This is a genomic window from Streptomyces sp. NPDC051310, assembly GCF_044455245.1.
Lineage (GTDB): Bacteria > Actinomycetota > Actinomycetes > Streptomycetales > Streptomycetaceae > Streptomyces.
The window spans coordinates 231,187-253,350 of sequence record NZ_JBITEO010000012.1 but is presented as its reverse complement, the minus strand read 5'-3'; the positions used below and the strand labels follow the sequence as shown (position 1 = coordinate 253,350).

Below are 22,164 nucleotides of genomic sequence, written 5' to 3'. Positions count from 1 at the left end.
CGGAGCTTGCGGCGCGCACCGTCAGGTATGCCCTGACGGCTCCGCACCACGACAGCACCGCGCTTCCGGCGGTCCGCGTCCTGCGGGCCGCCGGTTCGCGTCCCGACCGTACGAGGGGCGGCCGGCACGCGAACCGGCGGCCCCACGGCACGGCGCCCCCGCCGGACCCGCGAGGTGCGGACCGGGGCGGGGGCGCCGAGGGGGCCGTGTCCTTCGGTTCAGAGGCGCAGCAGCCGGTCGGTCATGTCGCGGTACTCCCGCAGCGTGACGCGGAGCTGCTCGGTGTCGGGCGCCCGGTCGCCGCCGTCCCATGCCGTGCGCAGCTTCCGGCGCTGTTCCGCCAGGGCGCTGGTCAGCCGCTCGGCGGCCTCCTCCATCGTCCCGGCGGCCTCCTGCACGGCGCGCCGCGGATCGTCGACGAATTCGGTCATGGCGTGCTGGATCCGCCGTTCGAGCGCCTCCCGCTCGCCGTCGGCGACCAGGGAGCGGGCCGACGTCCCGGTCGTCGTGTCCGCCGCGCCGGCGGAGCGAGGGGATGCGGCCGGCCGTGCGGCGCCCGCGTCAGCCGGACCGTGGCCCTCGGCCGGCCACGAGGCGTCCTGGGACGGCCGCGAGGTGTCCTGGGGTGGCCGCGAGGTGTCCTGCGGCGGTGTGGGGTGGACGGGGTGGACCACGCGGGGCGGGTCCGCGCCGCCGTCGACGGCGGGGTTCACGCCGCCGTCCGCGCCGGCGCCCGCGGGCCGGCCCGGGTCGGCCGCCGAGCGACCGGCAAGGGGCTGTACGGACCGGGACTGCCCGGGGGTGGGCGGCGTCCCCTTCTGCGGTACCTGGGCGGGGTCGAGGCTCATCGGACTCCACTTCCCTTCGGCTTCAGCGAACGGGGCAGGTGCGACGGACGGTGGTGGCGGCCGTTCTCCACCTCGTGGCGCCGTGCGTCGCGACGCTGGTGGCACGGCCGGTCGGAGCTCAGCTCCTCGAACAGCTGACGGGCTTCGAGCAGGGCCGTGCGCAGCTGCTCCGTGTTCGCGCCCGTCCCTTCCGGACGGGCTGCCCGGCGCACGCGGCGGTAGGCGTCGAGGCTGTGGGCGTGGTGCACGGACAGCGCGGCCATCTGCTCCTCGTACGCGTTGGCGGCGGGGTAGCCGCGCTCCTCCGCCAGCCCGGCCAGCAGCTCGCCCGCCTCCGCGACCGCTTCGCGCGGGGCGTCCACGAACCGCTGCTGCAGCTCGGCCCAGCGGGTCTCGTAGCGCTCCCGTTCCTCGCCGGTCAGCGGCCGCGGCCGCAGGTGGCCGTACCGCTCGACCCGCCCGGCGAGTTCGCGGTCGGCCGCCTCGTGGTTGCCGTCGTGACGCGCGAGAGTGAGGTCGTACTCGGGCCCGAAGCGCTTCTGCAGCGCGGGGCGCCGCAGGTCGTTGCGGGACCGGCTCCTCCAGTACAGCGCCGCGCCCACGAGGGCCACCAACACGACCAGGGCGACGACGATCAGGACAGTGGACATGACTGTTTTCCCTCGATCCGGGTGTGCCCAAAGGGTGTTCGTCAGGCAGGTTGCCGCGATTCCGGGGGACAAACGGCATGACGGACACTCAGGGCGGTGGCGCCCCGCGGCCCCCGGCGCGTCGCCGTCGCGCCTCCCCGGGTCACTCGTGCCGGTGGCGGGGACGCGGAGCACCGGTGCGGTACGGGATCCGTGCGTGATGGTGGTCGGATGCGCCCGCTCGTCCTGTCCCACGCCCTCGCCGCCCGCGCGACCCGCGCCGCCTCCGCCGCCCGCGCGGCCCGGGCCGTGCTCGCCGCCGTTCTCCTCGGAACAGCGGGCTGTGTGTCCGTACCCCACGCCGCCGTCCCCCCGCCCAACCGCCCGGCACCGGCAGGCGGTCCGGCCCCCGCTCCGGTGACCTGGCGGCCGCCGGCGGAGCCCCCGGCGCGGCAGGTGCTCGCGACGACGGGCCCGGCCGGCCGGCCCGGTGCGCCGTCGGCGGCGGGGGGCCGGGCCCGCCGCGGGGAGCCCGGCACGGACGGGAGCGGCCCGCGGCGCCCGGCAGCACGGCCACCGGGCGGGGAGTCGGCACGGGGAACGACGGCCGGACGCGGGACGACCGCAGGGCAGGGGACGAAGGCAGGCCGGAGGACGGCGGGCGGGGAGGCGCCGGGCCGGCACCGGGCGGCCGAACGGACCAGGACCCCCGAGCGCACGGCGCCCGCGCCCCGGCTCGTCCCGCCGCCGCTGCCCAGGCCACCGCGATCCGGTTCCGCTCACGGCATGGAGCACGTGTGCCGCGCCTCCCGCGGGGTGGCCGACCCGTCGATCACCGCGTGGTGCGACAGGGCCTTCGTCCGCTGACCGCCGTCCGGCGAGCCGCCGCCCCGAGGTGCGCCTACTCTTGTGGTGGGGTAATCCTCGAGATCGGAGGACGTCATGATCATCCTCGGGGTCGTCCTGCTCATCATCGGCCTGGTGGCCGGCATCTCCATCCTCTGGACGGTCGGGGTCGTCCTGGTCGTCATCGGAGCCGTCCTCTGGATCCTGGGAGCGATCGGCCACGCGGTCGGCGGACGCCGCCACTACTGGTGACCTTCCAGCTGCTCTTCCGCAGCTACGTCCCGGCCCGGCCCACCGACCGCGCCATCACACAACGGGGCACGCTGTCCGGCCCGGCCGCACCCGCGGCCGGGCCGGCGTCACCACGTGCGTAAGCACGGCTGCGGCGAGCAACGGCACGGCCGCCGGACGCGCTGCCGACGACGGTGCCAGAGGGTGTCCTGCCGATCAGGCCGGCCTGATCGGCAAGACACCTCCTAGCGTCGGCCGGCCCGCCAGCCGGCGCCGACACCGGCAAGGTGCAGGGCGACGAGGGTCAGGCCCAGCAACATGACGTTCCCCGAGGAGAAGGCCTCGTTCGTGGTGATCTCGGCGGCGTTGATGAGAAAGGCGATGAAGAACAACACCGCTGCGGCTATGGCCAGCATGGCCACTCCCTTCGTCGTGTCCTGGTGCCCGTATGCCCCGTCGGCCGGGACGCAGACTCCGCGCCGGGGTGCGCGCGTCCGTGCGGCCCGCGGACGGTAGGACTGACGAGCTGAAGGCCGACCGACAGACCGACGGATCCACGAACTGATGGCCGGCGGGCCGATGGACCGGCGGCCCGGCGCACGGCGGCCTGACAGACGATCAGCCGTACGGCGGAGTATGCGGGCGGTGGGCGAGGGCACGCGTGCCGTGCCGGGACGGACGCCTCCAGCCGTGACCGGACGAGGAGAGGCGGTGCCGCACGGCATCCCGGGTGCCCTGCGACACCGCCTCTCCGCCGGTCGTGCGTCCCGATGCGCGCCCACGGGCGCCTCCGGACCCCCTTGCCAAGCAGGCCGCTCCGACACCCCGGGGCCTGAACACCCCCGCCCCCTCCCGCCGGAACACCCGCGCCCCTCTGCCCGCTGCCAAGGGCATCGCTCCGCGCTCGACCCGCTTCCCTAGAGCTATTAGGTTCTAACCTAATAGAATTAGGCAAGCTGGTCGCGCGCACTGCGCGGCCGGTACGCCATGACCAGAGGGGACCCATCGATGTCCACCCCCACGACCGGCACGCTCGACGTGCCGGGCGCGACCCTCCACTACGAGCAGCGCGGCAGCGGCCCGGTGCTCCTGCTCATACCGGGCGGCGCCGCCGACGCCGGGCTGTACGAGGCGATGGCGCCCGTCCTGGCCGCCGGCCCGTTCACGGTGGTCTCCTTCGATCCGCGCGGGCTGTCCCGCAGCTCTCTCGACGGACCGCTCACCGACCAGCGGGTGGAGGTGTGGAGCGACGACACCCGCCGGCTGCTCGACCTGTTGGCGCCGGACGAGGAGGCGTACGTCTTCGGCAGCAGCTCGGGCGCCATCGTCGCGCTCGACCTGCTGGCCCGGCACCCCGGCCGCCTGCGCCGTGCGGTCGCGCACGAGCCGCCCCTGCTGGAGCTCCTGGACGACCCCGCGCCCCACCGGGCGCTGTTCGCGGAGGTGCGCGAGATCTCCCGGGCACGCGGGGCGGGCGCGGCGATCGCGCGCTTCAGCGAGGGACTCGGCGAGCGGCCTGCGGAGCGGGCGACCGAACTACCCCCGGAGCTGAGGGACATGGCTCCGCGCATGCACGCGAACCTGCCCGTCTTCCTGGAGCGCGTCCTGTGCCCCTTCTCGGCCACCGTCCCGGACGTCGCCGCCCTGAGCCGCGCCGCGGACCGGCTGGTCCTGGCCGCGGGGCGGGACTCCCGGCAGCAGGAGGCCCTGTACGGGCCGGTGAAGCGGCTGGCGGGGTCGCTCGGCACCGGCATCACCGAGTTCCCCGGGGGGCACGTCGGCTGCACGGAGCACCCGGCGGAGTTCGCGCGGCTCCTGATGAAGGCGCTCGGCCACTGAGACCGCCAGCGGCGAGCAGGTCCGGCCCGGTCAGTGCGCGTGCCCCCCGGACTCCGGGCCCCCTTCCCGCGCTCCGCGCTCTCCCTGAAGCGTTTCCCCGCGCCCTTCACGCTCTTCTCCGCCCTCCTGACTCGCCTCCGCCGGCCGAGCGGCGGCCCGCCCGCCGGCGTGCACCGTGAAGGCCGCCGTGCGGACCTCGCCCCCGTGGCGGAAGTCGAGGAACAGGCGGTACACCCCCTCGCCGGGAGCCGTCGCGGTGAAGGAGATACCGGGTCCGGGGCGCGTGGCGCGGCCCCCGGGCTCCCCGTTCGGGTGGACGTGCGCGTACGCGAGGTCCCCCGCGCGCAGGGCGACGAGGTGCCCGTACGCGCCGAGGTACGGCTCCAGGTCCGTGACGGGCTCCCCCCGCCTGCTCACGGCGAACGTCAGCCGACTGCCCGCGCCGGGGGTGAGGCCACCCTGGAGACGCACCTGGTACCCCTCCACGGTGACCGTGGCGCTGTGCGGTGGCAGCGCATCCGGCACGGAGGTCCCCGCGACGGCGAGGTCGGCGCCGAGCGTCAAGCCGGGAGCACCCTCCCCCGCGGGCCGGAAGTCCGCGAAGACGCGGTAGCCGCCGGCCTCCGGCAGCCGGACCGGCGTGGACCAGGTGCCGTCGGCGGCCCTGGCCGGGTGCAGGTGCCGGTATGCGGTCAGGTCGCGGGACGCGATGATCAGGTGCAGTTCCTTGCCGTGCTCGCGGCGGAACGCCGTGACGTTGCGGCCGGTGCGCTCGTCCCGTACGGCGAAGCGCAGTTCGGCGGGCGCACCCGCGCGGAGGGTGGGGGTGCGCAGGTCGAGGGAGTAGCCGGCCCGGGACACGAGCACACCGTCGGGCAGGGCCGCCTCGCCGCCCCCGGCCGCCGCGTGCTCCGCCTGCGCGGCCCCTCCACCGCCCGCGGGCCGCTCACCCCCCGCGACCACGGGGCCCAGGCTGGCGCCCACCCCGTACGCCGCCCCGAACGCGACGGCGAGTGCCGCCGCGAAGGCCGTGACCTTGAGACCTGTGCTCATGACCGAACTCCTTTGCAGGTGCGCGCCGGATGACGTTGCGTTCAACCACCGACAATAGATACCCCCAGGGGGTATAAAGTCAAGCGAGATCATCACTTGCCCAGGCATACGGGGTGGGGGTATACAGGAACACCGAGCTGATACCCCCGGGGGGTAGAGCACCCGAGTTGCGAGGAGCACCCGTGAACAACGCCACGACGACGGTCGGCACCGCCGAGGTCGAACTCGCCATCGGCGGCATGACCTGTGCCTCCTGCGCGGCCCGCATCGAGCGGAAGCTGAACCGGATGGACGGCGTCACCGCGACGGTCAACTACGCCACGGAGAAGGCCAAGGTCGCCTACCGCGACGAGGACGTCTCCGTCCAGGACCTCGTCACCACGGTCGAGGCCACCGGGTACACGGCGCACCTGCCGGCCCCGGCCGCGACACCGGCGCTACCGGGTTCCGGATCGGGACCCGGGCCGGGCGCGGGACCGGCGCCGGCCGCGGAGCCGGATCCGCTGCGGTCCCTGAGGCACCGCCTGATCACCGCCGTGGTCCTCTCCGTTCCCGTGATCGCCATGGCCATGGTCCCCGCCCTGCAGATCGAGTACTGGCAGTGGCTGTCCCTCACCCTCGCCGCACCCGTCGTCACCTACGCCGCCTGGCCCTTCCACCGCGCCGCCTGGACCAACGCGCGGCACGGCGCGGCGACGATGGACACGCTGATCTCGGTCGGCACCTCGGCGGCGTTCCTGTGGTCCCTGTGGGCGCTGTTCTTCGGCACGGCCGGGACGCCCGGCATGACCCACCCCTTCGAGTTCACCGTCGCCCGCGGCGACGGCGCCGGGAACATCTACCTGGAGGCCGCCGCCGGCGTCACCGCGTTCATCCTGGCGGGCCGCTGGTTCGAGGCCCGCTCCAAGCGGAAGGCGGGCGCGGCGCTCAAGGCCCTGCTCGAACTGGGCGCGAAGGACGTCACCGTCCTGCGGGACGGCCGCGAAGTGACCCTGCCCGTCGCGGACCTGGCCGTCGGGGACCGCTTCCTCGTGCGCCCGGGCGAGAAGATCGCCACCGACGGCACGGTCGTCGAGGGGTCCTCCGCGGTCGACGCGTCCATGCTCACCGGCGAATCCGTCCCGGTGGAGGTCGGGACCGGCGACTCCGTCACGGGCGCCACCCTCAACGCCGGTGGCCGGCTGGTCGTCGAGGCGACGCGTGTGGGCGCCGACACGCAGCTGTCCCGCATGGCCCGTCTCGTGGAGGACGCCCAGAACGGCAAGGCGGCCGCGCAGCGCCTCGCCGACCGGATCTCCGCCGTCTTCGTCCCGGTGGTGATCGGCCTCGCGCTCGCCACGCTGGGCTTCTGGCTCGGCAACGGCGCCGGCCTGACCTCCGCGTTCACCGCCGCCGTGGCCGTACTGATCATCGCCTGCCCGTGCGCCCTGGGCCTCGCCACGCCGACCGCCCTCATGGTCGGCACGGGACGCGGCGCCCAGCTCGGCATCCTGATCAAGGGCCCGGAGGTGCTGGAGTCGACCCGCGCGGTCGACACGGTCGTCCTCGACAAGACGGGCACCGTCACCACCGGGCGGATGACCCTGCTGGCCGTGCACACCGCCGAGGGCACCGACGAGCGCGAAGTGCTGCGCCTGGCGGGCGCGTTGGAGCACGCCTCCGAGCACCCGGTCGCCCGTGCCGTGGCCGCCGGCGCGGCCGAGCGCGCCGGAGCCCTGCCCGCCCCCGAAGAGTTCACCAACGTCCCCGGACTGGGTGTCCAGGGCGTCGTCGACGGACACGCGGTCCTGGTCGGCCGCGAGAAGCTGCTCGCCGACCGGGCGCTGGAACTTCCCGAGGCGCTCGTACGGGCCAGGGCGGAGGCGGAGGCGGCCGGGCGCACCGCCGTCGTGGTCGCCTGGGACGGTGAGGCGCGCGCGGTCCTGGAGGTCGCGGACGCGGTCAAGGACACCAGCCCGGAGGCGATCCGCCGCCTGCGCGCGCTGGGGCTGACGCCGATCCTGCTGACGGGGGACAACCGCGCGGTGGCGGAGGCCGTGGCCGCCGAGGTCGGCATCGACGAGGTGTTCGCCGAGGTCCTGCCGGAGGAGAAGGTGGACGTGGTCAAGCGCCTCCAGGCGCAGGGCCGTTCGGTCGCCATGGTGGGGGACGGCGTGAACGACGCGGCCGCGCTCGCCCAGGCGGACCTGGGGCTCGCCATGGGCACGGGCACGGACGCCGCCATCGAGGCCGGGGACCTCACGCTCGTACGCGGCGACCTGCGGGCGGCCGCGGACGCCATACGCCTCGCGCGACGCACGCTCGGCACGATCCGCTCGAACCTCTTCTGGGCCTTCGCGTACAACGTGGCGGCCCTGCCGCTGGCCGCGGCCGGGCTGCTCAACCCGATGATCGCCGGTGCGGCGATGGCGTTCTCGTCGGTCTTCGTCGTCGGCAACAGCTTGCGGCTGCGGGGCTTCCGCGCAGCCGCCTGACGTCAGCACCGCAGGCACCGGCGCTCCCGGTGGTCGGCGCTTACGGTGGACGTCGGTACTCGCGGTGGACGTCGGTGCTTCGGCCCGCCCGCTGGAGCGGGACCCCGGCCTTCAGGAGGACCGGCACAGCGGTGACCAGCCGCCGAGGAGCCCCCGTCGTCACCTTTTCGGGGCGGGGCGCGCCGTGACGCCGGACGCTGGCCGGTCGTCGGCGCCGGGCCCGTACACAGACCTCACTGCGGGGTCCGGGGGCCCGGCACACGAGCGTCGCCACCGGCCCGCGGATGCGGCTGTCGGCACGGTCACGCCGGCCGGGGCGATCGCATGAAGGGGATTCAGCTGCTGCGAACGATGTTCTCCGCCTGGGGCCCCTTCTGGCCCTGGCTGACGTCGAACGTCACCTTCTCGCCCTCCAACAGCTCCCGGTACCCCATGCCGGTGATGTTGGAGTAGTGGGCGAAGACGTCCGGTCCTCCCCCGTCCTGGGAAATGAAGCCGAAGCCCTTCTCGGAGTTGAACCACTTCACGGTGCCGCTCGCCATACGAATTCCTCATGTCAGTCACCAGCGCCCCGGTCCGGGCCCGGACCGGCGCAGGCACCCCCACACCGGGTGGTGCCTGGACCAGGCATACCCCATCGACGCGGATCTCACCCGTCCCCGCCGGCGGTGTCCTCACCCGCACGGGCTAACCTCGACGCACTGTCGGCACAGAGAGCAAGAACCCGAGCATGAACGAGAACACCCCGGGCCCCGCCCGCGTCCGGCTGGACCACCGTGCCGGTGTCGTCGAGGTGTCCGGAAGCGGACTGCCCCGCGTACGGCTCGCCCGAACGGGTGACGAGAAGCCGGACGAGCACATCCCCATCGGCACGCGCGACCGTGCGCGCCTCACCCTCACCGTGGACGGGGAACCCGCGCGGATCACCCCCGCGAAGGGCCGCCTCTCCCGGCGCTCGTACCGCGTCGACGCGAGGGTCGGCGGCACGCGCTACCGCCTCGTGCCCTGCTCCTACGGTGAGAGCAGGCTGCTCCGGAACGGGCGCGGGATCGGTGAGCTGGACTCGTCGGGGGACGGCAAGGTGATCGACGACTGGGACGGCACCGCGCAGGTGTCGGCGCAGGACGTCGCCGTCGGGACCGCCCTCGCCGCCGCGTTCGGGACGGGCGCCGCCCCTTGGTGGGAGACGGCACTCGACGTGCTCAGCGAGCTGATTCCGTAGCGCCGGGCTGCGGGGGCACCCGGCGGTCGCACCCGCGGTCGTCACGCATCCTCGCCGACACGCGCAGGCACGCGCCGCGCTGCGCGGACCCAGCCGCTCACCGGGCACGTCGTGCGACGGGTTCCGTGGTTCGTACGAGACGTTCCGGGACACGGACGGCGAAAGAGGCCGCCGGGGTGGAGGGCCGGGCGGTGAACCGTCACCCTGGGGCCGGGGCCGGTGAGTTGTCCGCGGGCCGCTCGCCGGCACGCGTCCGCCCGCCGGCGCTGCCGGCCCGAGCCGGCACCGCTGCCCGCCCGTCCGCCCGTACGAACGCGTGAGGAACCCTTGGCCCCGCAGCCCCTGCAGGAATCCCTGCTCGACGTCGCCGGAAAGAAGATCTTCGTCGCGGAGACGGGTGAGGGACCGCCCGTGGTGCTGCTGCACGGCGGTGGGCCCGGCACCTCCGGCGTGGCCGCGTACCACCGCAACATCGCCGCGCTCGCCGAGGAGTTCCGGGTCATCGTGCCCGACCTGCCCGGCTACGGCCGCAGCACCAAGGGGGTCGACGGGAGCGATCCCTTCGGGTACCTCGCCGGCGCGGTCCGCGGACTGCTCGACGTTCTCGGTCTCGACCGCGCCCACCTGGTCGGGCACTCCTACGGCGGCGCCTGCGCCCTGCGGATGGCGCTCGACACCCCCGAACGGCTCGACAGAATGGTGCTCCTGGCGCCCGGCGGGGTGGGCACCACCCGCTCGCTGCCGACCCCCGGCCTGTCGGCGCTGCTGAACTACTACGCGGGCGACGGCCCGTCCCGCCCGAAGCTGGAGAGGTTCATCCGCGAGTACCTCGTCCTCGACGCCACGGACATCTCCGACGAGGACGTCGACGACCGGTACCGGGCCAGCATCGACCCGGAAGTGGTGGCCTCCCCGCCGCTGCGCCGCCCCTCCGGCCGCGGCGCGCTGCGCACGGTGTGGCGTACGGACCTCACCCGCGACAGGCGCCTGGGCCGGCTGCCGGTGCCGACCCTGGTGCTGTGGGGCACGCGGGACAGGGTCAACCGGCCGCGCGGCGGGCGGATGCTGGCGGAGCGCATGCCGGACTGCGACCTGTACACCGTCGCCGGCACCGGCCACTGGGTGCAGTTCGAGCGCGCCGAGCTCTTCAACCGCCTCTGTTCCGGCTTCCTGGCGGGCCGCCGGTGAGCAAGCGGCGGCACCGCCCGGCCGGCTGCCGGTCCCCGGCGCGGTCCGCCCGGTTCACCCGCGGGCGGTGGAGCCGTCGGCTCCTGCCAGGGACTGCTCGGCCCAGATCGTCTTCCCGGACTGTCCGTACCGGCAGCCCCAGCGGGTGGTGAACTGGGCCACGAGGAACAGGCCCCGCCCGCCTTCGTCCGTACTGCGCGCCCGGCGCAGTCGCGGCTGGGTGTTGCTCGGGTCCGACACCTCGCACACCAGTACACCCTGGTACAGGAGTTGTACGCCGATGGGCCCGCCGGCGTAGCGGACGGCGTTGGTGACCAGCTCGCTGACCAGGAGTTCGGTCGTGAAGACCAGGTGGTCCAGCCCCCAGGCGGTCAGCCGGCGGGCGACCGCCTCCCGGGCGCCGGCCACCGCGCCGGGATCGGCCGGGAACTCCCAGCAGGCGACCCGGTCCGGTGCGATGGCGCGCGTACGCGCGAGGAGGAGCGCGATGTCGTCGCGGGGCGGGGCGTCACCCGCCATGTGGGTGAGGAGGTGGTGACCGGCCTCGTCCAGGGTCCTGCCCGACGGGACCAGGCGCCCCAGTGCCTCCGCGAGCCGGTCGGTGCCGGTGTCGAGGTCCTCGGTGCCGCGGCGGATCAGGCCGTCGGTGTACAGGGCGAGGACGCTGCCCGGGCTCAGCTCGATCTCGGTGACCTCGAACGGCATGCCTCCCACGCCGAGCGGCGGACCGGGCGAGACGGCAAGGGTCGCCACGGAGCCGTCCGGCGTGACCGTGAGCGGGGGTGGATGTCCCGCGCTGGCGAAGGAGCACCGCCGGCCGACGGGGTCGTACACCGCGTACAGACACGATCCTCCGAGCGTCTCCGCCTGTCCGCGGGGGGCCTCCTGGGCGAGTTGCTGGAGGAGGTCGTCGACGTGCGCGAGGACCTCGTCGGGCTCCATCTCCAGCTCGGCGAGCGTGCGGATCGCGGCCCGGATGCGCCCCATGGTGGCGGTGGCGTGCAGTCCGTGGCCCACCACGTCCCCGATGACGAGGGCGACCCTCAGGCACGGCAGGGGGATGACGTCGAACCAGTCGCCGCCGATGCTGACACCGCCGGAAGCGGGGCGGTACACCCCGGAGGTCACCGCCGCCGGGGTGTCGGTGGTGGGGCGCGGCAGCAGCCGCTGCTGGAGCGCGACCGCCGCGCGGTGCTCGCGGGTGTAGCGGCGGGCGTTGTCCACGCTGAGCGCGCCGCGGGTGGCGATCTCCGTCAGCAGTCCGGCGTCCGCCTGGTCGAAGGCGCCCGGCTGCTCGATCCGCCACACCACGACGGCTCCCAGGACGAGACCGCGGGCGAACAGCGGGGCCGCCACCGCGGTGTGCCCGCCCTCGGGGATGTACGCGGACCGCAGCTCCGGATGGTCCTCGACCATGGCGAGGGCGTCGGCCCGCTCGGTGACGACGACCGTCTCGCCGTTCTGGACCTTGTTGATGAGGGGCGCGTCCGGCACCGGGGGGCCCATGGTGCCCGCGGCGGGGAGGCCGGCGGGCCATGGTCCGGTGGAGGCAACGGCGACCCGGTACATGTGCCAGTCCCCCGCCCCGGCCAGCTTCGGCGGGTCGTCGCCGGAGAGCACGGGCTCGGCCAGGCTGACCCAGGCCAGGTCGCCCAGGGCGGGGACGAGGACGTCCACCAGGTCCTGCGCCGTCCGTGTGATGTCCAGGGAGTCACCGATCCGGACGGCCGCCTCGTGGCGCAGGTCCAGGTACCTGCGGGCCCACAGGTGCTCGGTGATGTCGGTGAGCACGGCCACGACGCCGTCGGGGCGGCCGGCCGCGTCCTCGGTCCGGAAGGCGGACAGGGACAGGGCCCACCGCCGCTCCGGGGGGCCGGGCGCGCGCACCCACCGTTCCAGCCCGGCCACCGGCACACCGGTGCGCAGCACCCGGTGCAGGATCGCCGCGGTGTTCTCGGCGTCCTCCGGGGCCAGGAGGTCCGTCAGCGGGCGGCCGGTGACCCGTGCCCGGACCCAGGGGATCCGGGCGGGGTCGAGGCTGCTGCGGGCGACGGTCAGTGCGGTGTCGCAGACGCAGATGCCGAGCACGTCCTGGTGGAGCAGCGTCCCGGCCAGGGAGGCGTTCCGCTCGTGCCCGCTCTCCAGCGGGGCGACCAGCAGCAGCACGTCGGTGCTGCCGTCCAGGCGCTGCGCCTGGAGGACCACCTCGACGGTGCGGCCCGAGCGGTGCCGCAGGGCGGCCTGTCCGGCGATGACCGCGCCGGAGCCGTCAGCCGGCTCCGCGGGGTAAGGGTCCCCCTGGGAGGCGAGCAGCTCCCGCAGCGGCCGGCCGCAGACCTCCGCCGCCGGGCGGTCCAGCAGTGCGGCAGCGGCCCGGGACCATCGCAGTACGGTCCCCTCGCTGTCCAGCAGGACGGTCACCACGCCGCTGAAGGGGTCCATCGCACTCCTCGCTGCCGCAGGATCGCACCCCCCTCCTGGGGAAATTGTCCCCCAGGGCGGGGCCGCGTGTTGTCCCGGCGCAGCGGGGCGGCGCGCCCCGGCCGGTCCGGCTGCGGAGGGGCGGCCGGACCGGGCAGCCGGAAAGGGCAGTCGGACCGGGTGGTGGCACCGGGCGGCCGGACCGGGCGGTCAGGTCAGGTCAGGTCAGGGTGTGGCGTCGGTACGGGCGGTCAGGTAGCGCACCTTGCCCAGGGGCAGGCCGGTGAGGCTCGCGCTGCGCTCGGCGCTGTACCCGAGGGCGGCGAGCGTACGCAGGTCCTCGGCCAGCGGGTCCTCGGCCGAGGGGCTCCCGCACAGCGGGCCCTCGGACGGCGGGTCCTCCGGCGGCTCCCCCGCGGGCGGGCCCTGCGCCGACCGGCCCCCCACCGGTCGGTCCCCTTTCGGAGGAGAGGGGCAGCGGCCTTCCCGGGAGCGGATCTGGTCGCTGAGCAGGGCCCACGCCCGGGAGGCGGGGACGAGGGAGCTCATGACCGCGGGCCAGCTGGCGAGGAGAGCCGTGAAGGCGGCGGTCACGGCCGCGTGCGCCCGGTCGTCGTCGAGCCGGGCGCGGGCGAAGGCGAGGTAGTGCGCGTGGTGGAGGGCGTGGAAGGCCTCGTAGGCGAGCCGGAGGCTGCGGGTACGGACGGCGGGCGGCGACAGGTGGGTGTCGGGGCCGGGATGCATGGGCTGGGGGTCCCCCGGGGTCGCAGAAACGATCATCCGAAGGCCGCGGCAGGGAGTTCCGGAGCGTCGGGCCGGCGCGGCGGCGCGGCGGCGGCGGCCTTCCAGAGGGGCCGCAGTTCGGCGGGGCGCCCGCCGAGCGCGGCGACCAGGCGGGCGGTGGTCTCCCAGTCGGGGACGTGTCCGCCCGTGAGGGTCCGGGTGATCTCGCCGATGGCCACCTTCCTGCCGGTGCCGGAGATCCGCTGCACGGCCCAGAGGTCGGGCCGGTCGGCGGCCAGGTACAGCGCGTTCAGCGCGGTGTGGAACTTCTCCTTCGCCTCCGCCGGGTCGTCGGGGGCCGGCTCGCGGCCGGCGGCCTCGTAACCGAGCGGGCGCTGGGCGGCTTCCCAGAGGTCCCGCAGCTCGGGGAGGCTGCCGCGGCAAACGGCGGCGAAACGTTCCACGACGGGCCAGGACGGCCGGCGCGTCCCGGCGAGGATGCGCGAGACGTGGGAGGGCGAGACCCCCATGTCGAGGGCGGTCTCCTTGATGGACTTCCGGGTGGACCGCTGGAGGTAGGACATCGCGGCCGCGAGCTGCTGCGCGGGGGTCTGGCTCGGCGGGCGGGCGGTCTCGGCGTCGGTCCCGGTGCCCGCGCAGCCCGCCGTCCGGGCGGCCGGTCCGTCGGCCGGGTCCTGGGCGGGCGGCGCCGGCCGGCTCGCCCGGGCGGCGCGGACGAGCTCCAGCCGGCGGGTGACCGCGTCCTGCGTCCACATCTTGCGCAGGCGCTCGGGTCCGCGGCCGCTGGAGCGGCAGATGTCCTTCCAGGAGTCGCCGCGTGCGCGGGCCCGCGCGACGATGGCCGCCTCGACGTCCTTGCGGAGCCGGTCGATGTCGGTGATCTGGCGCATCAGGGTGTTGGAGTCGCCGTCGTCCTGGACGGTGGCCAGCAGGGTGGTGACGGCGAGGTTGAGGTCCTCCGCCGTCGCCGACAGGTCCTCCGCGTACTGCGTGACGTCCGGGGGTTCGGCGGAGGAGGCGCGGGAGGCGGTCCGGCACGCGGTGGAGCAGAAGGTGTTCGGGCGTCCGGGCCTGACGATGTGGGTGAAGTCCTCTCCGCAGTGGGAACACTGCCTGATCTGCTGTCGCGGGAGGGCCGGGGACATGGAGGTGCCTCTTTCAGGGGAACGCGGGGGAGTTTTGCGGTGAGGATGCGGTCGCGGATGACCCGCCGAGCGGAAAACTCGCTCGGCGGGATCCGGCCGACCGCCGCTGAGCCGCCCGCCTCGCCGGCCTCACCGGGGAGCAGGCGGGCAGGTGGGGTGGCGAATTCTCAGAACCGGCGAACTCGCTTGTAGACAAGGCGCATCCCCGCGCCCAGAACGGAAATAGCTATGGCCAAAGCTGCCAGTACAGCGGGGTCGTGGACTCCGGTGATGACGATGAGGGGCAGCACCGGCAGGGCGATGAACAGGCCGCCCCGTGCCGTGACCGCCAAGTCATCGGCCTGTCGCACCCCGTCTCCGGAAAGCGGGGTCATGGTAGCGTCGGCACCTGATTCCGGCCCCCATAACGGGCGTCGGCGGCAATTGTGGTCGTAGGGCATGAAGTAGCCCCCTTCCATGTGTGGTTCACGTGGTGCGATCGGGATCGCGGTTGCTGGAACAAGGCCCTGGCTGTGGTTTGGACGCCCCGCCAGGGTCCTTGTCGTCCCGGCGGAAGAACCGGTGACCGGGACCATAACTTGTCAGCGCTCCGCAGCGCCACGCGCACGCAGGGTTATGGCCGCATGCGCCCAGGCCGCATCCGCAAACCCTCGCCCGTCCCCCGCACCACAGTTGTCGCCTCGTCACGAACATCCCTGATCGATTCCGGAAGGGAACGATCCGACAACGCAGCGGAAAGATCGCCTGTAGCGCAAATGCCGGGAGTCACGCGGGGATTCGGAGACCACCGCAACTGCAAACCCGGGCGCATGGACCCGCGCGCGGGGCAGCACCGGCGTGCCCGGCGCCAGCGTCCGCCACCCGCGCGCCACAGCGTGCCGTGCGCGTCCGCCCCCGGCCCCGCGGAGCACGCGGTGGCGCCGGCCGGCACATCGCCGGCGCGCCGCCCCGCGACGTCGGCCGAGACGCCGGACAAAGCGCCGGCCGAGGCATCGGGCACAGCGCCGGACGAGGCGCAGGCCGGGGCATCGGGCCGGGCTCCGGACGACGCGTCGGGCAAGGCGTCAGCCGAGGCGTACCAACTTGTCGGCGACACCGGGCCCCACCAGGTCCTCCCGCAGGGCCACCGGGACCCGGACCGCTCCTGCCCCCTCGCCGGCCCGCACCTCGCCCACCACGGCGCCCGCCTTCGCCGAACGAGGAAGGGGCCTGCCTCCACTGCCGAGCTCCAGCTTCACGGTCAGGCCCGGCCAGCCGACCGGCCGCACGTCCTTCGTGGCGACGAGCGGGATCCTGCCGCCGAGGGGCCGGTTCACGTACCCCACGACGTCGCCCTCCTCGACCACCGTGGCGGAGGTGACGCCCTTCTGTGCCGCCTCGATGAGGCCGCGGCTGTACGTCTCGATCGCCAGCACGAGCTTCTCGCGGAGCGATTCGGCGTTCCGCACCCCCATCACCATGCCGACGATGCGGCGTTCCTCGCCGTCCACGACGGTGTCGGCGGACCAGAGCAGGTTGGCGCCGGCCGGCGTCGAGGAACCGGTCTTGACGCCGGTCACCCCGGGCCTGGGCAGGATGCTGTTGCCGTTGTCGATCCGTCCCGCCGAGCCGGGCAGGGTGACGTGCGACGAGTCCACGATCTCCCGCAACACCTCGCTGCGCATCGCCGCCTTCGCCAGCTTGACCTGGTCCACCGCGGTGGACACGGTGGTCGCGTCGAGACCGCTCGGGTCGGTGTACGTCGTCCCGGTCATGCCCAGCTCCCGGGCCGCGGCGTTCATCTTCCCGACGAACCGCGCCTCGGAACCGGCATCCCAACGGGCGAGCAGTCGCGCGATGTTGTTCGCCGAGGGGAGGAGCAGCATCTGGAGCATCTGCTTCTGGGTGTACTTCTCCCCCTTCCGTACCGGGACTCTCGACTCGTCCGGGTTGCGGCCCTCCCTCTCCGCGGCCGCGTCGACCGTGATGTCCGGACCGGACGCGTCGCCGGTGAGCGGATGCTCGCGGAGGATCACGTACGCGGTCATCACCTTCGTGACGCTCGCGATGGGAGCGGGCTCACCGCTGCCGTACGTGCCGATCACGCCGACGCCTTCCACCTCGACGGCCCCCTGGCCCTCCCCCGGCCACGGCATCTTCAGCGGACCGCCCGGGAAGGTGTACGCCGGGGACAGGGCGGGGGTCAGTGTCGGCGCGGGCAGCGGCCGCACCAACTGCACGCCGGCGCACAGCAGCAGGAGGAGGACGACGCCCACGGGCGCCCACGTCCGTATGCGGCGCGGGAGCGTGCGGGCCGGGCGCTCCGGCAGGAGCGGTGTGTACGCCGGTGCTGCCGGGACTCCGGGCGCAGCCTCGCGGGACCGCCCGGCGGGGCCGGGGGTGCCGTCACCGCCGTCCGCGTCGGGTCCCGATGCGGTGCCGGTGCCGTCCCCTTCGGCGGTGCCGGGTACCGCGGGCGCAACAATGTGCTCCGCCGTGGCCTCCGCCGCCGCCTCGTCAGGGCCCGGCGCCACTTCGTCGGTCCCCGTACCCGTGCCGGGCGCTTCCTCCCCGGGCTCTTCCCCGGACTCTTCCCCGGGCTGTTCCGCCCCGGGCTCGCCCGACTCCGTGCTCTCGTCCGACGCCGTGGTCCCGTCGGACTCCGTGGCCTCGTCGGACTCCCTGCTCTCGCCGGGCTTCGTGCTCTCGTCCGACGCCGTCCTCTCGCCGGACTCCGCAGTCTCGTCCGGCTCCGGCGTCTCCTCGGGCTCTTCCTGTTCCTCCGGCTCCGGCGTCTCTTCCTCGGCCCCGACCACCTCGGCCCCGCCCTGCTCGGCCTCGTCCGCCTCGGCCCCGTCCGCATCGGCCCCGTCAGCCTCGGGCGACGTCTCCGCGAGCCGCGACGGGCCCTGACGTGGAACGCGTCCGGTCTCCTCCTCCGGTGCCGCCGGGTCCGGGTTCACCGGCGGGGCGTCGTCCTGCGCCGGGGTGCCCGCGCACGCAGGCGCGGCGTCGGTCGCTGCCGTGTCTCCGGCCTCCGTGTCGCCGGTGGTCGCCCGCGTCCGCCCTACCAGGCCGTTCCCGCCCCCCGTGGTCATGGCATCCCTTTCCTTGTGTTTCGATGTACGCCACTTGTACGCACGCCGGGGCAGGCGGGTTGCACACGTACTGAGGAATTTTTCGCGGCGCTCCGCAGTGGCGTCGTTCGAGCGATGGAGACCGCGGAACCCCATGACGGAGGAGGAGTTCGACGCCTTCTACGCAGGCGCCTTCCCCCGCCTGGTCGGCCAGCTGTACGCCATGACCGGCGACCTGGCCGAGGCCCAGGATGTCGTGCAGGAAGCGTTCGTACGGGCCTGGGACAAGCGGCGCGCGCTCCTGGTGGGCGAGGCTCCCGAGGCGTGGGTCCGCACGGTGGCCATGCGGCTCGCGGTCAGCCGGTGGCGGCGGGCCCGCCGCTGGCTGGAACTGGTGCACCACAGCCCGCCGCCCGAGCCGGTCCCCGGGCCGACACCGGACCACACCGCGCTGGTGGAGGCGTTGCGCGGGCTCAGCGAGGCACAGCGGACCGCGGTCGTCCTGCACCACCTGTGCGACCTCTCCGTGGAGCAGATAGCGCGGGAGACGAACGCGCCGCCGGGGACGGTGAAGGCCCGGCTGTCGCGGGGGAGGGACGCCCTGGCCAAGCAGCTGGCGGAAGGGCCGTCGCCGATGGTCACGGGCAGGAGGCAGGGCAGCCATGTCGGATGAACTCACCACCGCGCTGCGCGCTCTGGTCGAGGGGCGGCAACCGTCCCCGGTCGTCCCGGGCGCCGGCATCCGCCGGCTCGCCGTGCGGCGCCGGCGGCGCAGGCACGCCCTGGTCACGTCGGGGCTGGTCGCGGCCTGCCTCGCCGTCGCCGTGCCTCTCGGCGTGGGGGGTGGGACCGCGTCACAGGTCGGCGAGCAGCCACCGTCACCATCGGCCACGGCCGCGCCCACGGCGGAGGCGGCCGCCACGGTCGACCTCTCACGGCGGGTGCTGACGGCGGAGGGGCGCCAACTGCCCATCTCCTCCGGGGACGCGCGGCACCGCACGCCCGTCGGCGCCATGACGGTCGCGGCCAAGCACACCGAGATGCGCGTGACCGGTGACGACGTCGGCTTCGCCGGCCCGTACGACACGGTGCTGCCGTGGGTGATCGAGCTGCGCGCGGCGGGCGGAGCCACGAACCACCTGGCAGCCATGCCCTACGACGAGCGGGCCCCCGGCAGGCGGGACATCACCGCCGGCTGGATCGCGCTGCGGCCGTCGGATGCCGCATGGCTGTACCGGAACCTCAGCACGGGTGACGTCGTCACCATCACCGGGACGGCACCCGCGCCCTGACGGCGCGCGGCCCGCCCGGCCCGTGGGGCACGGGAGCGGGCGCGGGAGCGACCGGCCGACGGTCAAACGACACCACGCTACCCGGTCCGCCCCCGTCGGTGGTCGCTCTATGGACTCCTCACCGGTGGCCTCTATGCTCGTCGTGGAGCCTGGTCTTCTGATTTCCCGGGGCGCACCGGGCCGGCCACGTTCGCGGTGCTCCAGACGAGTCGGGAGAGGAGCAGCCTGTGAGCGTGGCGAAGGACGCGGACCTGGAGCTGGACCGGGACGTCTTCATGCGCAGCCTGGTGCGGGAGCTGGCGACGTCGCTGGAGTCCGTCGTCGGGCTGGAGGAGGCCTCCGGCTACATCAGCCTGGTGGGCCAGTCGGTCGGCTCCCAGCTCAACGACGCGTACGTCAGGGCGCTCGGCGTGCCCCAGATGTCGCGCGAGCAGGTCGCCGACGTGCTCGTCGACCTCAAGCAGCGCATCAAGGGCGACTTCTTCATCATCGCGCAGGACGACGAGCGGATCGTCCTGGGCAGCCGCAGCTGCCCGTTCGCCGAGAAGGTGCTGGGGCGGGAGTCGATGTGCATGATGACGTCGAACGTCTTCGGCACCATCGCCGCGCAGAACCTGGGGTACGCCCGGGTGGAGCTGGAGGAGACGATCGCCCGGGGCAGTACCGGCTGCCGGGTGGTGGTGCACCTCAAGCCGGAGCTCGACATGGACGACGAGCCGGGGCGCGAGTACTTCGGGGACGCCGGGCAGCCCCGCGCCGCCGGCATGACCGCGACGGACCGGTGAGATGAACCTCGCGTCCTTCCGGTCCGTGGCCAAGCTGCTCCCCCACGCGGTCCTCGTGTGCACCGCTTCGGGGCGGATCCTGGCGGCCAACCCGGCGACCCTGCGTACGGTGAACTCCCTGCGCACCGGTGCCGAGCTGAGCGACCTGGTGACCGACCCCGGGGAACTGGGGGAACGGCTCTCGCAGTGGCTGCGCAGCGGCTCCCCGCTGCCGGGCGTGATGACCGTGCGCGACGACGAGGACCGGCCGGTCCGGCTGCGCTGCCACGGTGCCCGCGCCACCTGGTGGGGCGGGTCCGAGCCGGCGGTGCAGCTGCACCTGTCCCGCCTCGACATCAGCGACCGGTTCGTGGCGCTCACCCAGCGCATCAAGCTGATGAACCAGCAGATGACCTACCGTCGTGCGATCGCCGAGCAGCGCGACCTGCTGCTGCGCAGCGAGAAGGCGGCCCGTGCGCGCATGCAGCGCCTGTACCGGCTCACCGCCGCGCTGGCCGCCGGCGCCACCCTCGCCGACGTCTGCGACGCCGTGCGCAAGTGCGCCCCGCAGGCCCTGGACGCCACGGACGTGGTCCTGGAGCTGCACTCCCGCCGGATCATCCCCTCCCTCGGTCCGGCGGACAGCCTGCCGCTCGTCCCCACTTCCTGGACCGACCTGGACGGGATCCACGGTGCGGGGACCGCCACCGTGCCCGAGAACGCCCGCCGTGTGCCGCTGAGGGCCGAGGGCGTCACGCTCGGCCGGCTGGTCATCCCCTTCGCTCCCGGAGCGGAACCGGACGCGGATCTCACCCTGACCATCGCCCTGCAGATCGCCCAGGCGGTGCGCCGGGCCGGGCTGTTCGAGCACGAGCACCGGTTGGCGGAGCGGCTCCAGCGCAGCCTGCTCCCCAGCCTGCCGGACGTCCCCGGACTGGACATCGCCGGCGGCTACGCCCCCGGCACGCACATGGTGGACGTGGGGGGCGACTGGTACGACGTCCATGTGCTGGACGGCGAGACCGTCGGGTTCACCATCGGGGACGTCGCCGGCCACGGCGTCGCCGAAGCCACGGCGATGGCGCAGATCACGACGGTGCTCCGCAGCATCGCCCGCCGCTGCGGCAACCAGCCGCCCAGGGTGCTGGCCGAGCTGAACGACTTCCTCGGCACGTACCACCAGGGGCTGATGGCCACCGCCTGCTACGCCAGCTACAACCAGCGCACGCGGACCCTGCGTTACGCCCGGGCGGGCCACCCCCCGCCGCTGCTCATCCGCGCCGACGGCTCCACCCGGTACCTGGCCGGCGCGCTGGCCCCACCGCTGGGTCCCGTCCCGTTCAAGGACTACCCGCAGGAGGAGACGACGGTCCCGGCGGACGCGACGCTCGTCTTCTACACCGACGGCCTGATCGAGCGCCGCGGCGAAGGGCTGGACGTCGGCATGGAGCGGCTCGCCCAGGCTGCCCGGGCCACGGCCGGCCTGGGCTCCCGGGAGACCTGCGACGTGCTGCTGCACCAGCAGGTCGACACCGAGCTGCCGGACGACCGGGCCCTGCTCACCGTCCGCCCCGCCTGAGTTCCGGCCGTACCCGCGCGACACGCCCCGCCCGCGCGGCGGCGGGCCCGCGGCCGGGCGGGTGCTACTACGGAGGCATGAACACGGGTCAGCGGCGCTCGGCCGTCGAGGACGGATCCCACCGGATGCCCAAGCACAGGATGCTCGCTCTGACCGACGGCGTGGTGGCCATCGCCATGACACTGCTGGTGCTCGACATCGAACTCCCCGACGGGCTGCGCGGGGACGCGCTGCGGCACGCCCTCGACGACGTGGAGTCCCAGGTGGGGACGTTCCTGCTGAGCGCGCTCGTGATCGCGCTGTTCTGGCGGGCGCACCACGCCGCCCTGCGGGACGCCGACCGGATCGACGGCCACCTCTTCTGGCTCAACGTGGTCTTCCTGGTGCTGGTCTCCCTGATCCCGTTCCCCACGCGCGTCCTGGAGGCCTACGCCCACCGGCCGCTCGGCCCGGGGCTGTACGGAGCGGTCATCGGTGCGGCCGCGCTGGTGCTGTACGCGATGGAACTGCACATCCTGCGCGGCACGCGGCACCTGTCGTGGCGCTCGGTCCCCCTTCCCGCGCAGGCCGTCGTGTTCCTGCTCTCGGTGGTCGTCGCGGTGCACTCGCCCACCGCCGCGATCTACAGCTGGATCGCTTCCGTGCCCCTCGCGGTGCTGGCCCGCCGGCTCACCGTCCCGCCGTCGCGGGAGGGGCGGGACTCCGCGCGACGGGGGCCGTGACGGGTTCGCGCCGTGCGGGTCGCCCCGGAACCGCATTAATCAAGTTTGACTAGCTGATCGCGCCGGGGATACGGTCACGCGACTGATCCGGACGTGATGAGAGGTTTCGCG

Annotated in this window: 20 protein-coding genes; 10 read left to right on the top strand and 10 right to left on the bottom strand. The window is 74.2% G+C overall.

The genetic code is table 11. The annotated features are described in order from the left end of the window. Positions 1–218: 218 nt before the first annotated feature. Both ACIA79_RS19980 and ACIA79_RS19975 read right to left on the bottom strand, forming a co-directional pair. Positions 219–848, bottom strand: a complete 630-nt coding sequence (locus tag ACIA79_RS19980; protein ID WP_399429633.1) for a hypothetical protein — start codon at positions 846–848, stop codon at positions 219–221. Next, positions 845–1,498, bottom strand: a complete 654-nt coding sequence (locus ACIA79_RS19975) for a hypothetical protein (RefSeq protein ID WP_399429632.1) — start codon at positions 1,496–1,498, stop codon at positions 845–847. Before ACIA79_RS19975 ends, ACIA79_RS19980 begins: the two co-directional genes overlap by 4 nt. Positions 1,499–2,419: 921 nt before the next feature. Between ACIA79_RS19975 and ACIA79_RS19970 the strand changes: the two genes are divergently transcribed. Then, positions 2,420–2,575 carry a DUF6131 family protein gene (locus ACIA79_RS19970; RefSeq protein ID WP_399429631.1) on the top strand — a complete coding sequence of 52 codons (156 nt, stop codon included), beginning with the start codon at positions 2,420–2,422 and terminating at the stop codon, positions 2,573–2,575. Positions 2,576–2,799: 224 nt separating this feature from the next. Here ACIA79_RS19970 and ACIA79_RS19965 read toward each other — a convergent pair whose 3' ends face one another. Beyond that, positions 2,800–2,970, bottom strand: a complete 171-nt coding sequence (locus tag ACIA79_RS19965) for a hypothetical protein (RefSeq protein WP_399429630.1) — start codon at positions 2,968–2,970, stop codon at positions 2,800–2,802. A 592-nt stretch (positions 2,971–3,562) separates the two neighbouring features. Here ACIA79_RS19965 and ACIA79_RS19960 point away from each other — a divergent pair. Continuing rightward, the gene (locus tag ACIA79_RS19960; RefSeq protein ID WP_399429629.1) at positions 3,563–4,393 is read left to right on the top strand and encodes an alpha/beta fold hydrolase; all 831 of its coding nucleotides are present in this window, start codon (positions 3,563–3,565) and stop codon (positions 4,391–4,393) included. Positions 4,394–4,423: 30 nt separating this feature from the next. On the opposite strand, the gene ACIA79_RS19955 is transcribed toward ACIA79_RS19960, so the two are convergent. After that, the gene (locus ACIA79_RS19955) at positions 4,424–5,446 is read right to left on the bottom strand and encodes a hypothetical protein (RefSeq protein WP_399429628.1); all 1,023 of its coding nucleotides are present in this window, start codon (positions 5,444–5,446) and stop codon (positions 4,424–4,426) included. Between the two features lie 239 nt (positions 5,447–5,685). On the opposite strand from ACIA79_RS19955, the gene ACIA79_RS19950 reads away from it, so the two are divergent. Beyond that, complete coding sequence (locus tag ACIA79_RS19950) at positions 5,686–7,920, top strand: heavy metal translocating P-type ATPase (RefSeq protein ID WP_399429655.1); 2,235 nt, start codon at positions 5,686–5,688, stop codon at positions 7,918–7,920. Between the two features lie 335 nt (positions 7,921–8,255). On the opposite strand, the gene ACIA79_RS19945 is transcribed toward ACIA79_RS19950, so the two are convergent. Then, positions 8,256–8,462 (bottom strand): cold-shock protein, encoded by a 207-nt coding sequence (locus ACIA79_RS19945; RefSeq protein WP_399429627.1) that lies wholly within the window; start codon positions 8,460–8,462, stop codon positions 8,256–8,258. A gap of 188 nt (positions 8,463–8,650) precedes the next feature. Here ACIA79_RS19945 and ACIA79_RS19940 point away from each other — a divergent pair, with 188 nt between their 5' ends. Together ACIA79_RS19940 and ACIA79_RS19935 are read left to right on the top strand one after the other, a co-directional pair. Then, entirely contained in the window at positions 8,651–9,142 is a 492-nt protein-coding gene (locus tag ACIA79_RS19940) for a hypothetical protein (RefSeq protein ID WP_399429625.1), read from the top strand. A gap of 327 nt (positions 9,143–9,469) precedes the next feature. Further along, positions 9,470–10,330 (top strand): alpha/beta fold hydrolase, encoded by an 861-nt coding sequence (locus tag ACIA79_RS19935; RefSeq protein WP_399429624.1) that lies wholly within the window; start codon positions 9,470–9,472, stop codon positions 10,328–10,330. Positions 10,331–10,384: 54 nt separating this feature from the next. On the opposite strand, the gene ACIA79_RS19930 is transcribed toward ACIA79_RS19935, so the two are convergent. From ACIA79_RS19930 to ACIA79_RS19910, 5 genes are all read right to left on the bottom strand, one after another. Beyond that, entirely contained in the window at positions 10,385–12,772 is a 2,388-nt protein-coding gene (locus ACIA79_RS19930) for a SpoIIE family protein phosphatase (RefSeq protein WP_399429623.1), read from the bottom strand. Between the two features lie 204 nt (positions 12,773–12,976). Then, positions 12,977–13,495: a hypothetical protein gene (locus tag ACIA79_RS19925; protein WP_399429622.1), complete on the bottom strand. Its 519-nt coding sequence runs from the start codon at positions 13,493–13,495 to the stop codon at positions 12,977–12,979. A 32-nt stretch (positions 13,496–13,527) separates the two neighbouring features. Then, on the bottom strand, positions 13,528–14,640 hold the full coding sequence (locus ACIA79_RS19920) for a helix-turn-helix domain-containing protein (RefSeq protein ID WP_399429621.1): 1,113 nt from the start codon (positions 14,638–14,640) through the stop codon (positions 13,528–13,530). A gap of 167 nt (positions 14,641–14,807) precedes the next feature. Next, on the bottom strand, positions 14,808–15,014 hold the full coding sequence (locus tag ACIA79_RS19915; RefSeq protein WP_399429620.1) for a hypothetical protein: 207 nt from the start codon (positions 15,012–15,014) through the stop codon (positions 14,808–14,810). Between the two features lie 690 nt (positions 15,015–15,704). After that, on the bottom strand, positions 15,705–17,717 hold the full coding sequence (locus tag ACIA79_RS19910) for a D-alanyl-D-alanine carboxypeptidase (RefSeq protein ID WP_399429619.1): 2,013 nt from the start codon (positions 17,715–17,717) through the stop codon (positions 15,705–15,707). A gap of 133 nt (positions 17,718–17,850) precedes the next feature. Between ACIA79_RS19910 and ACIA79_RS19905 the strand changes: the two genes are divergently transcribed. From ACIA79_RS19905 to ACIA79_RS19885, 5 genes are all read left to right on the top strand, one after another. Beyond that, a complete protein-coding gene (locus ACIA79_RS19905) occupies positions 17,851–18,369 on the top strand; it encodes a SigE family RNA polymerase sigma factor (protein WP_399429618.1) in 519 nt (172 codons plus the stop codon). After that, positions 18,359–18,988, top strand: a complete 630-nt coding sequence (locus ACIA79_RS19900) for a L,D-transpeptidase (RefSeq protein ID WP_399429617.1) — start codon at positions 18,359–18,361, stop codon at positions 18,986–18,988. The genes ACIA79_RS19905 and ACIA79_RS19900 overlap by 11 nt, the downstream gene beginning before the upstream one ends. A gap of 227 nt (positions 18,989–19,215) precedes the next feature. Continuing rightward, a complete protein-coding gene (locus ACIA79_RS19895) occupies positions 19,216–19,773 on the top strand; it encodes a methanogen output domain 1-containing protein (RefSeq protein WP_399429616.1) in 558 nt (185 codons plus the stop codon). 1 nt (position 19,774) lies between these two features. Continuing rightward, the gene (locus ACIA79_RS19890) at positions 19,775–21,331 is read left to right on the top strand and encodes a SpoIIE family protein phosphatase (protein WP_399429615.1); all 1,557 of its coding nucleotides are present in this window, start codon (positions 19,775–19,777) and stop codon (positions 21,329–21,331) included. Positions 21,332–21,408: 77 nt separating this feature from the next. Next, positions 21,409–22,053, top strand: a complete 645-nt coding sequence (locus tag ACIA79_RS19885) for a TMEM175 family protein (protein ID WP_399429614.1) — start codon at positions 21,409–21,411, stop codon at positions 22,051–22,053. Positions 22,054–22,164 lie beyond the last annotated feature (111 nt).

Excerpts from the sequence above, each read along its gene's own strand:
- ACIA79_RS19980 (WP_399429633.1), bottom strand. The coding sequence starts at position 848 with ATGAGCCTCGACCCCGCCCAGGTACCGCAGAAGGGGACGCCGCCCACC.
- ACIA79_RS19975 (WP_399429632.1), bottom strand. The coding sequence starts at position 1,498 with ATGTCCACTGTCCTGATCGTCGTCGCCCTGGTCGTGTTGGTGGCCCTC.
- ACIA79_RS19970 (WP_399429631.1), top strand. The coding sequence starts at position 2,420 with ATGATCATCCTCGGGGTCGTCCTGCTCATCATCGGCCTGGTGGCCGGC.
- ACIA79_RS19965 (WP_399429630.1), bottom strand. The coding sequence starts at position 2,970 with ATGCTGGCCATAGCCGCAGCGGTGTTGTTCTTCATCGCCTTTCTCATC.
- ACIA79_RS19960 (WP_399429629.1), top strand. The coding sequence starts at position 3,563 with ATGTCCACCCCCACGACCGGCACGCTCGACGTGCCGGGCGCGACCCTC.
- ACIA79_RS19955 (WP_399429628.1), bottom strand. The coding sequence starts at position 5,446 with ATGAGCACAGGTCTCAAGGTCACGGCCTTCGCGGCGGCACTCGCCGTC.
- ACIA79_RS19950 (WP_399429655.1), top strand. The coding sequence starts at position 5,686 with ATGACCTGTGCCTCCTGCGCGGCCCGCATCGAGCGGAAGCTGAACCGG.
- ACIA79_RS19945 (WP_399429627.1), bottom strand. The coding sequence starts at position 8,462 with ATGGCGAGCGGCACCGTGAAGTGGTTCAACTCCGAGAAGGGCTTCGGC.
- ACIA79_RS19940 (WP_399429625.1), top strand. The coding sequence starts at position 8,651 with ATGAACGAGAACACCCCGGGCCCCGCCCGCGTCCGGCTGGACCACCGT.
- ACIA79_RS19930 (WP_399429623.1), bottom strand. The coding sequence starts at position 12,772 with ATGGACCCCTTCAGCGGCGTGGTGACCGTCCTGCTGGACAGCGAGGGG.
- ACIA79_RS19925 (WP_399429622.1), bottom strand. The coding sequence starts at position 13,495 with ATGCATCCCGGCCCCGACACCCACCTGTCGCCGCCCGCCGTCCGTACC.
- ACIA79_RS19920 (WP_399429621.1), bottom strand. The coding sequence starts at position 14,640 with ATGTCCCCGGCCCTCCCGCGACAGCAGATCAGGCAGTGTTCCCACTGC.
- ACIA79_RS19915 (WP_399429620.1), bottom strand. The coding sequence starts at position 15,014 with ATGACCCCGCTTTCCGGAGACGGGGTGCGACAGGCCGATGACTTGGCG.
- ACIA79_RS19910 (WP_399429619.1), bottom strand. The coding sequence starts at position 17,717 with ATGACCACGGGGGGCGGGAACGGCCTGGTAGGGCGGACGCGGGCGACC.
- ACIA79_RS19905 (WP_399429618.1), top strand. The coding sequence starts at position 17,851 with ATGACGGAGGAGGAGTTCGACGCCTTCTACGCAGGCGCCTTCCCCCGC.
- ACIA79_RS19900 (WP_399429617.1), top strand. The coding sequence starts at position 18,359 with ATGTCGGATGAACTCACCACCGCGCTGCGCGCTCTGGTCGAGGGGCGG.
- ACIA79_RS19890 (WP_399429615.1), top strand. The coding sequence starts at position 19,775 with ATGAACCTCGCGTCCTTCCGGTCCGTGGCCAAGCTGCTCCCCCACGCG.
- ACIA79_RS19885 (WP_399429614.1), top strand. The coding sequence starts at position 21,409 with ATGAACACGGGTCAGCGGCGCTCGGCCGTCGAGGACGGATCCCACCGG.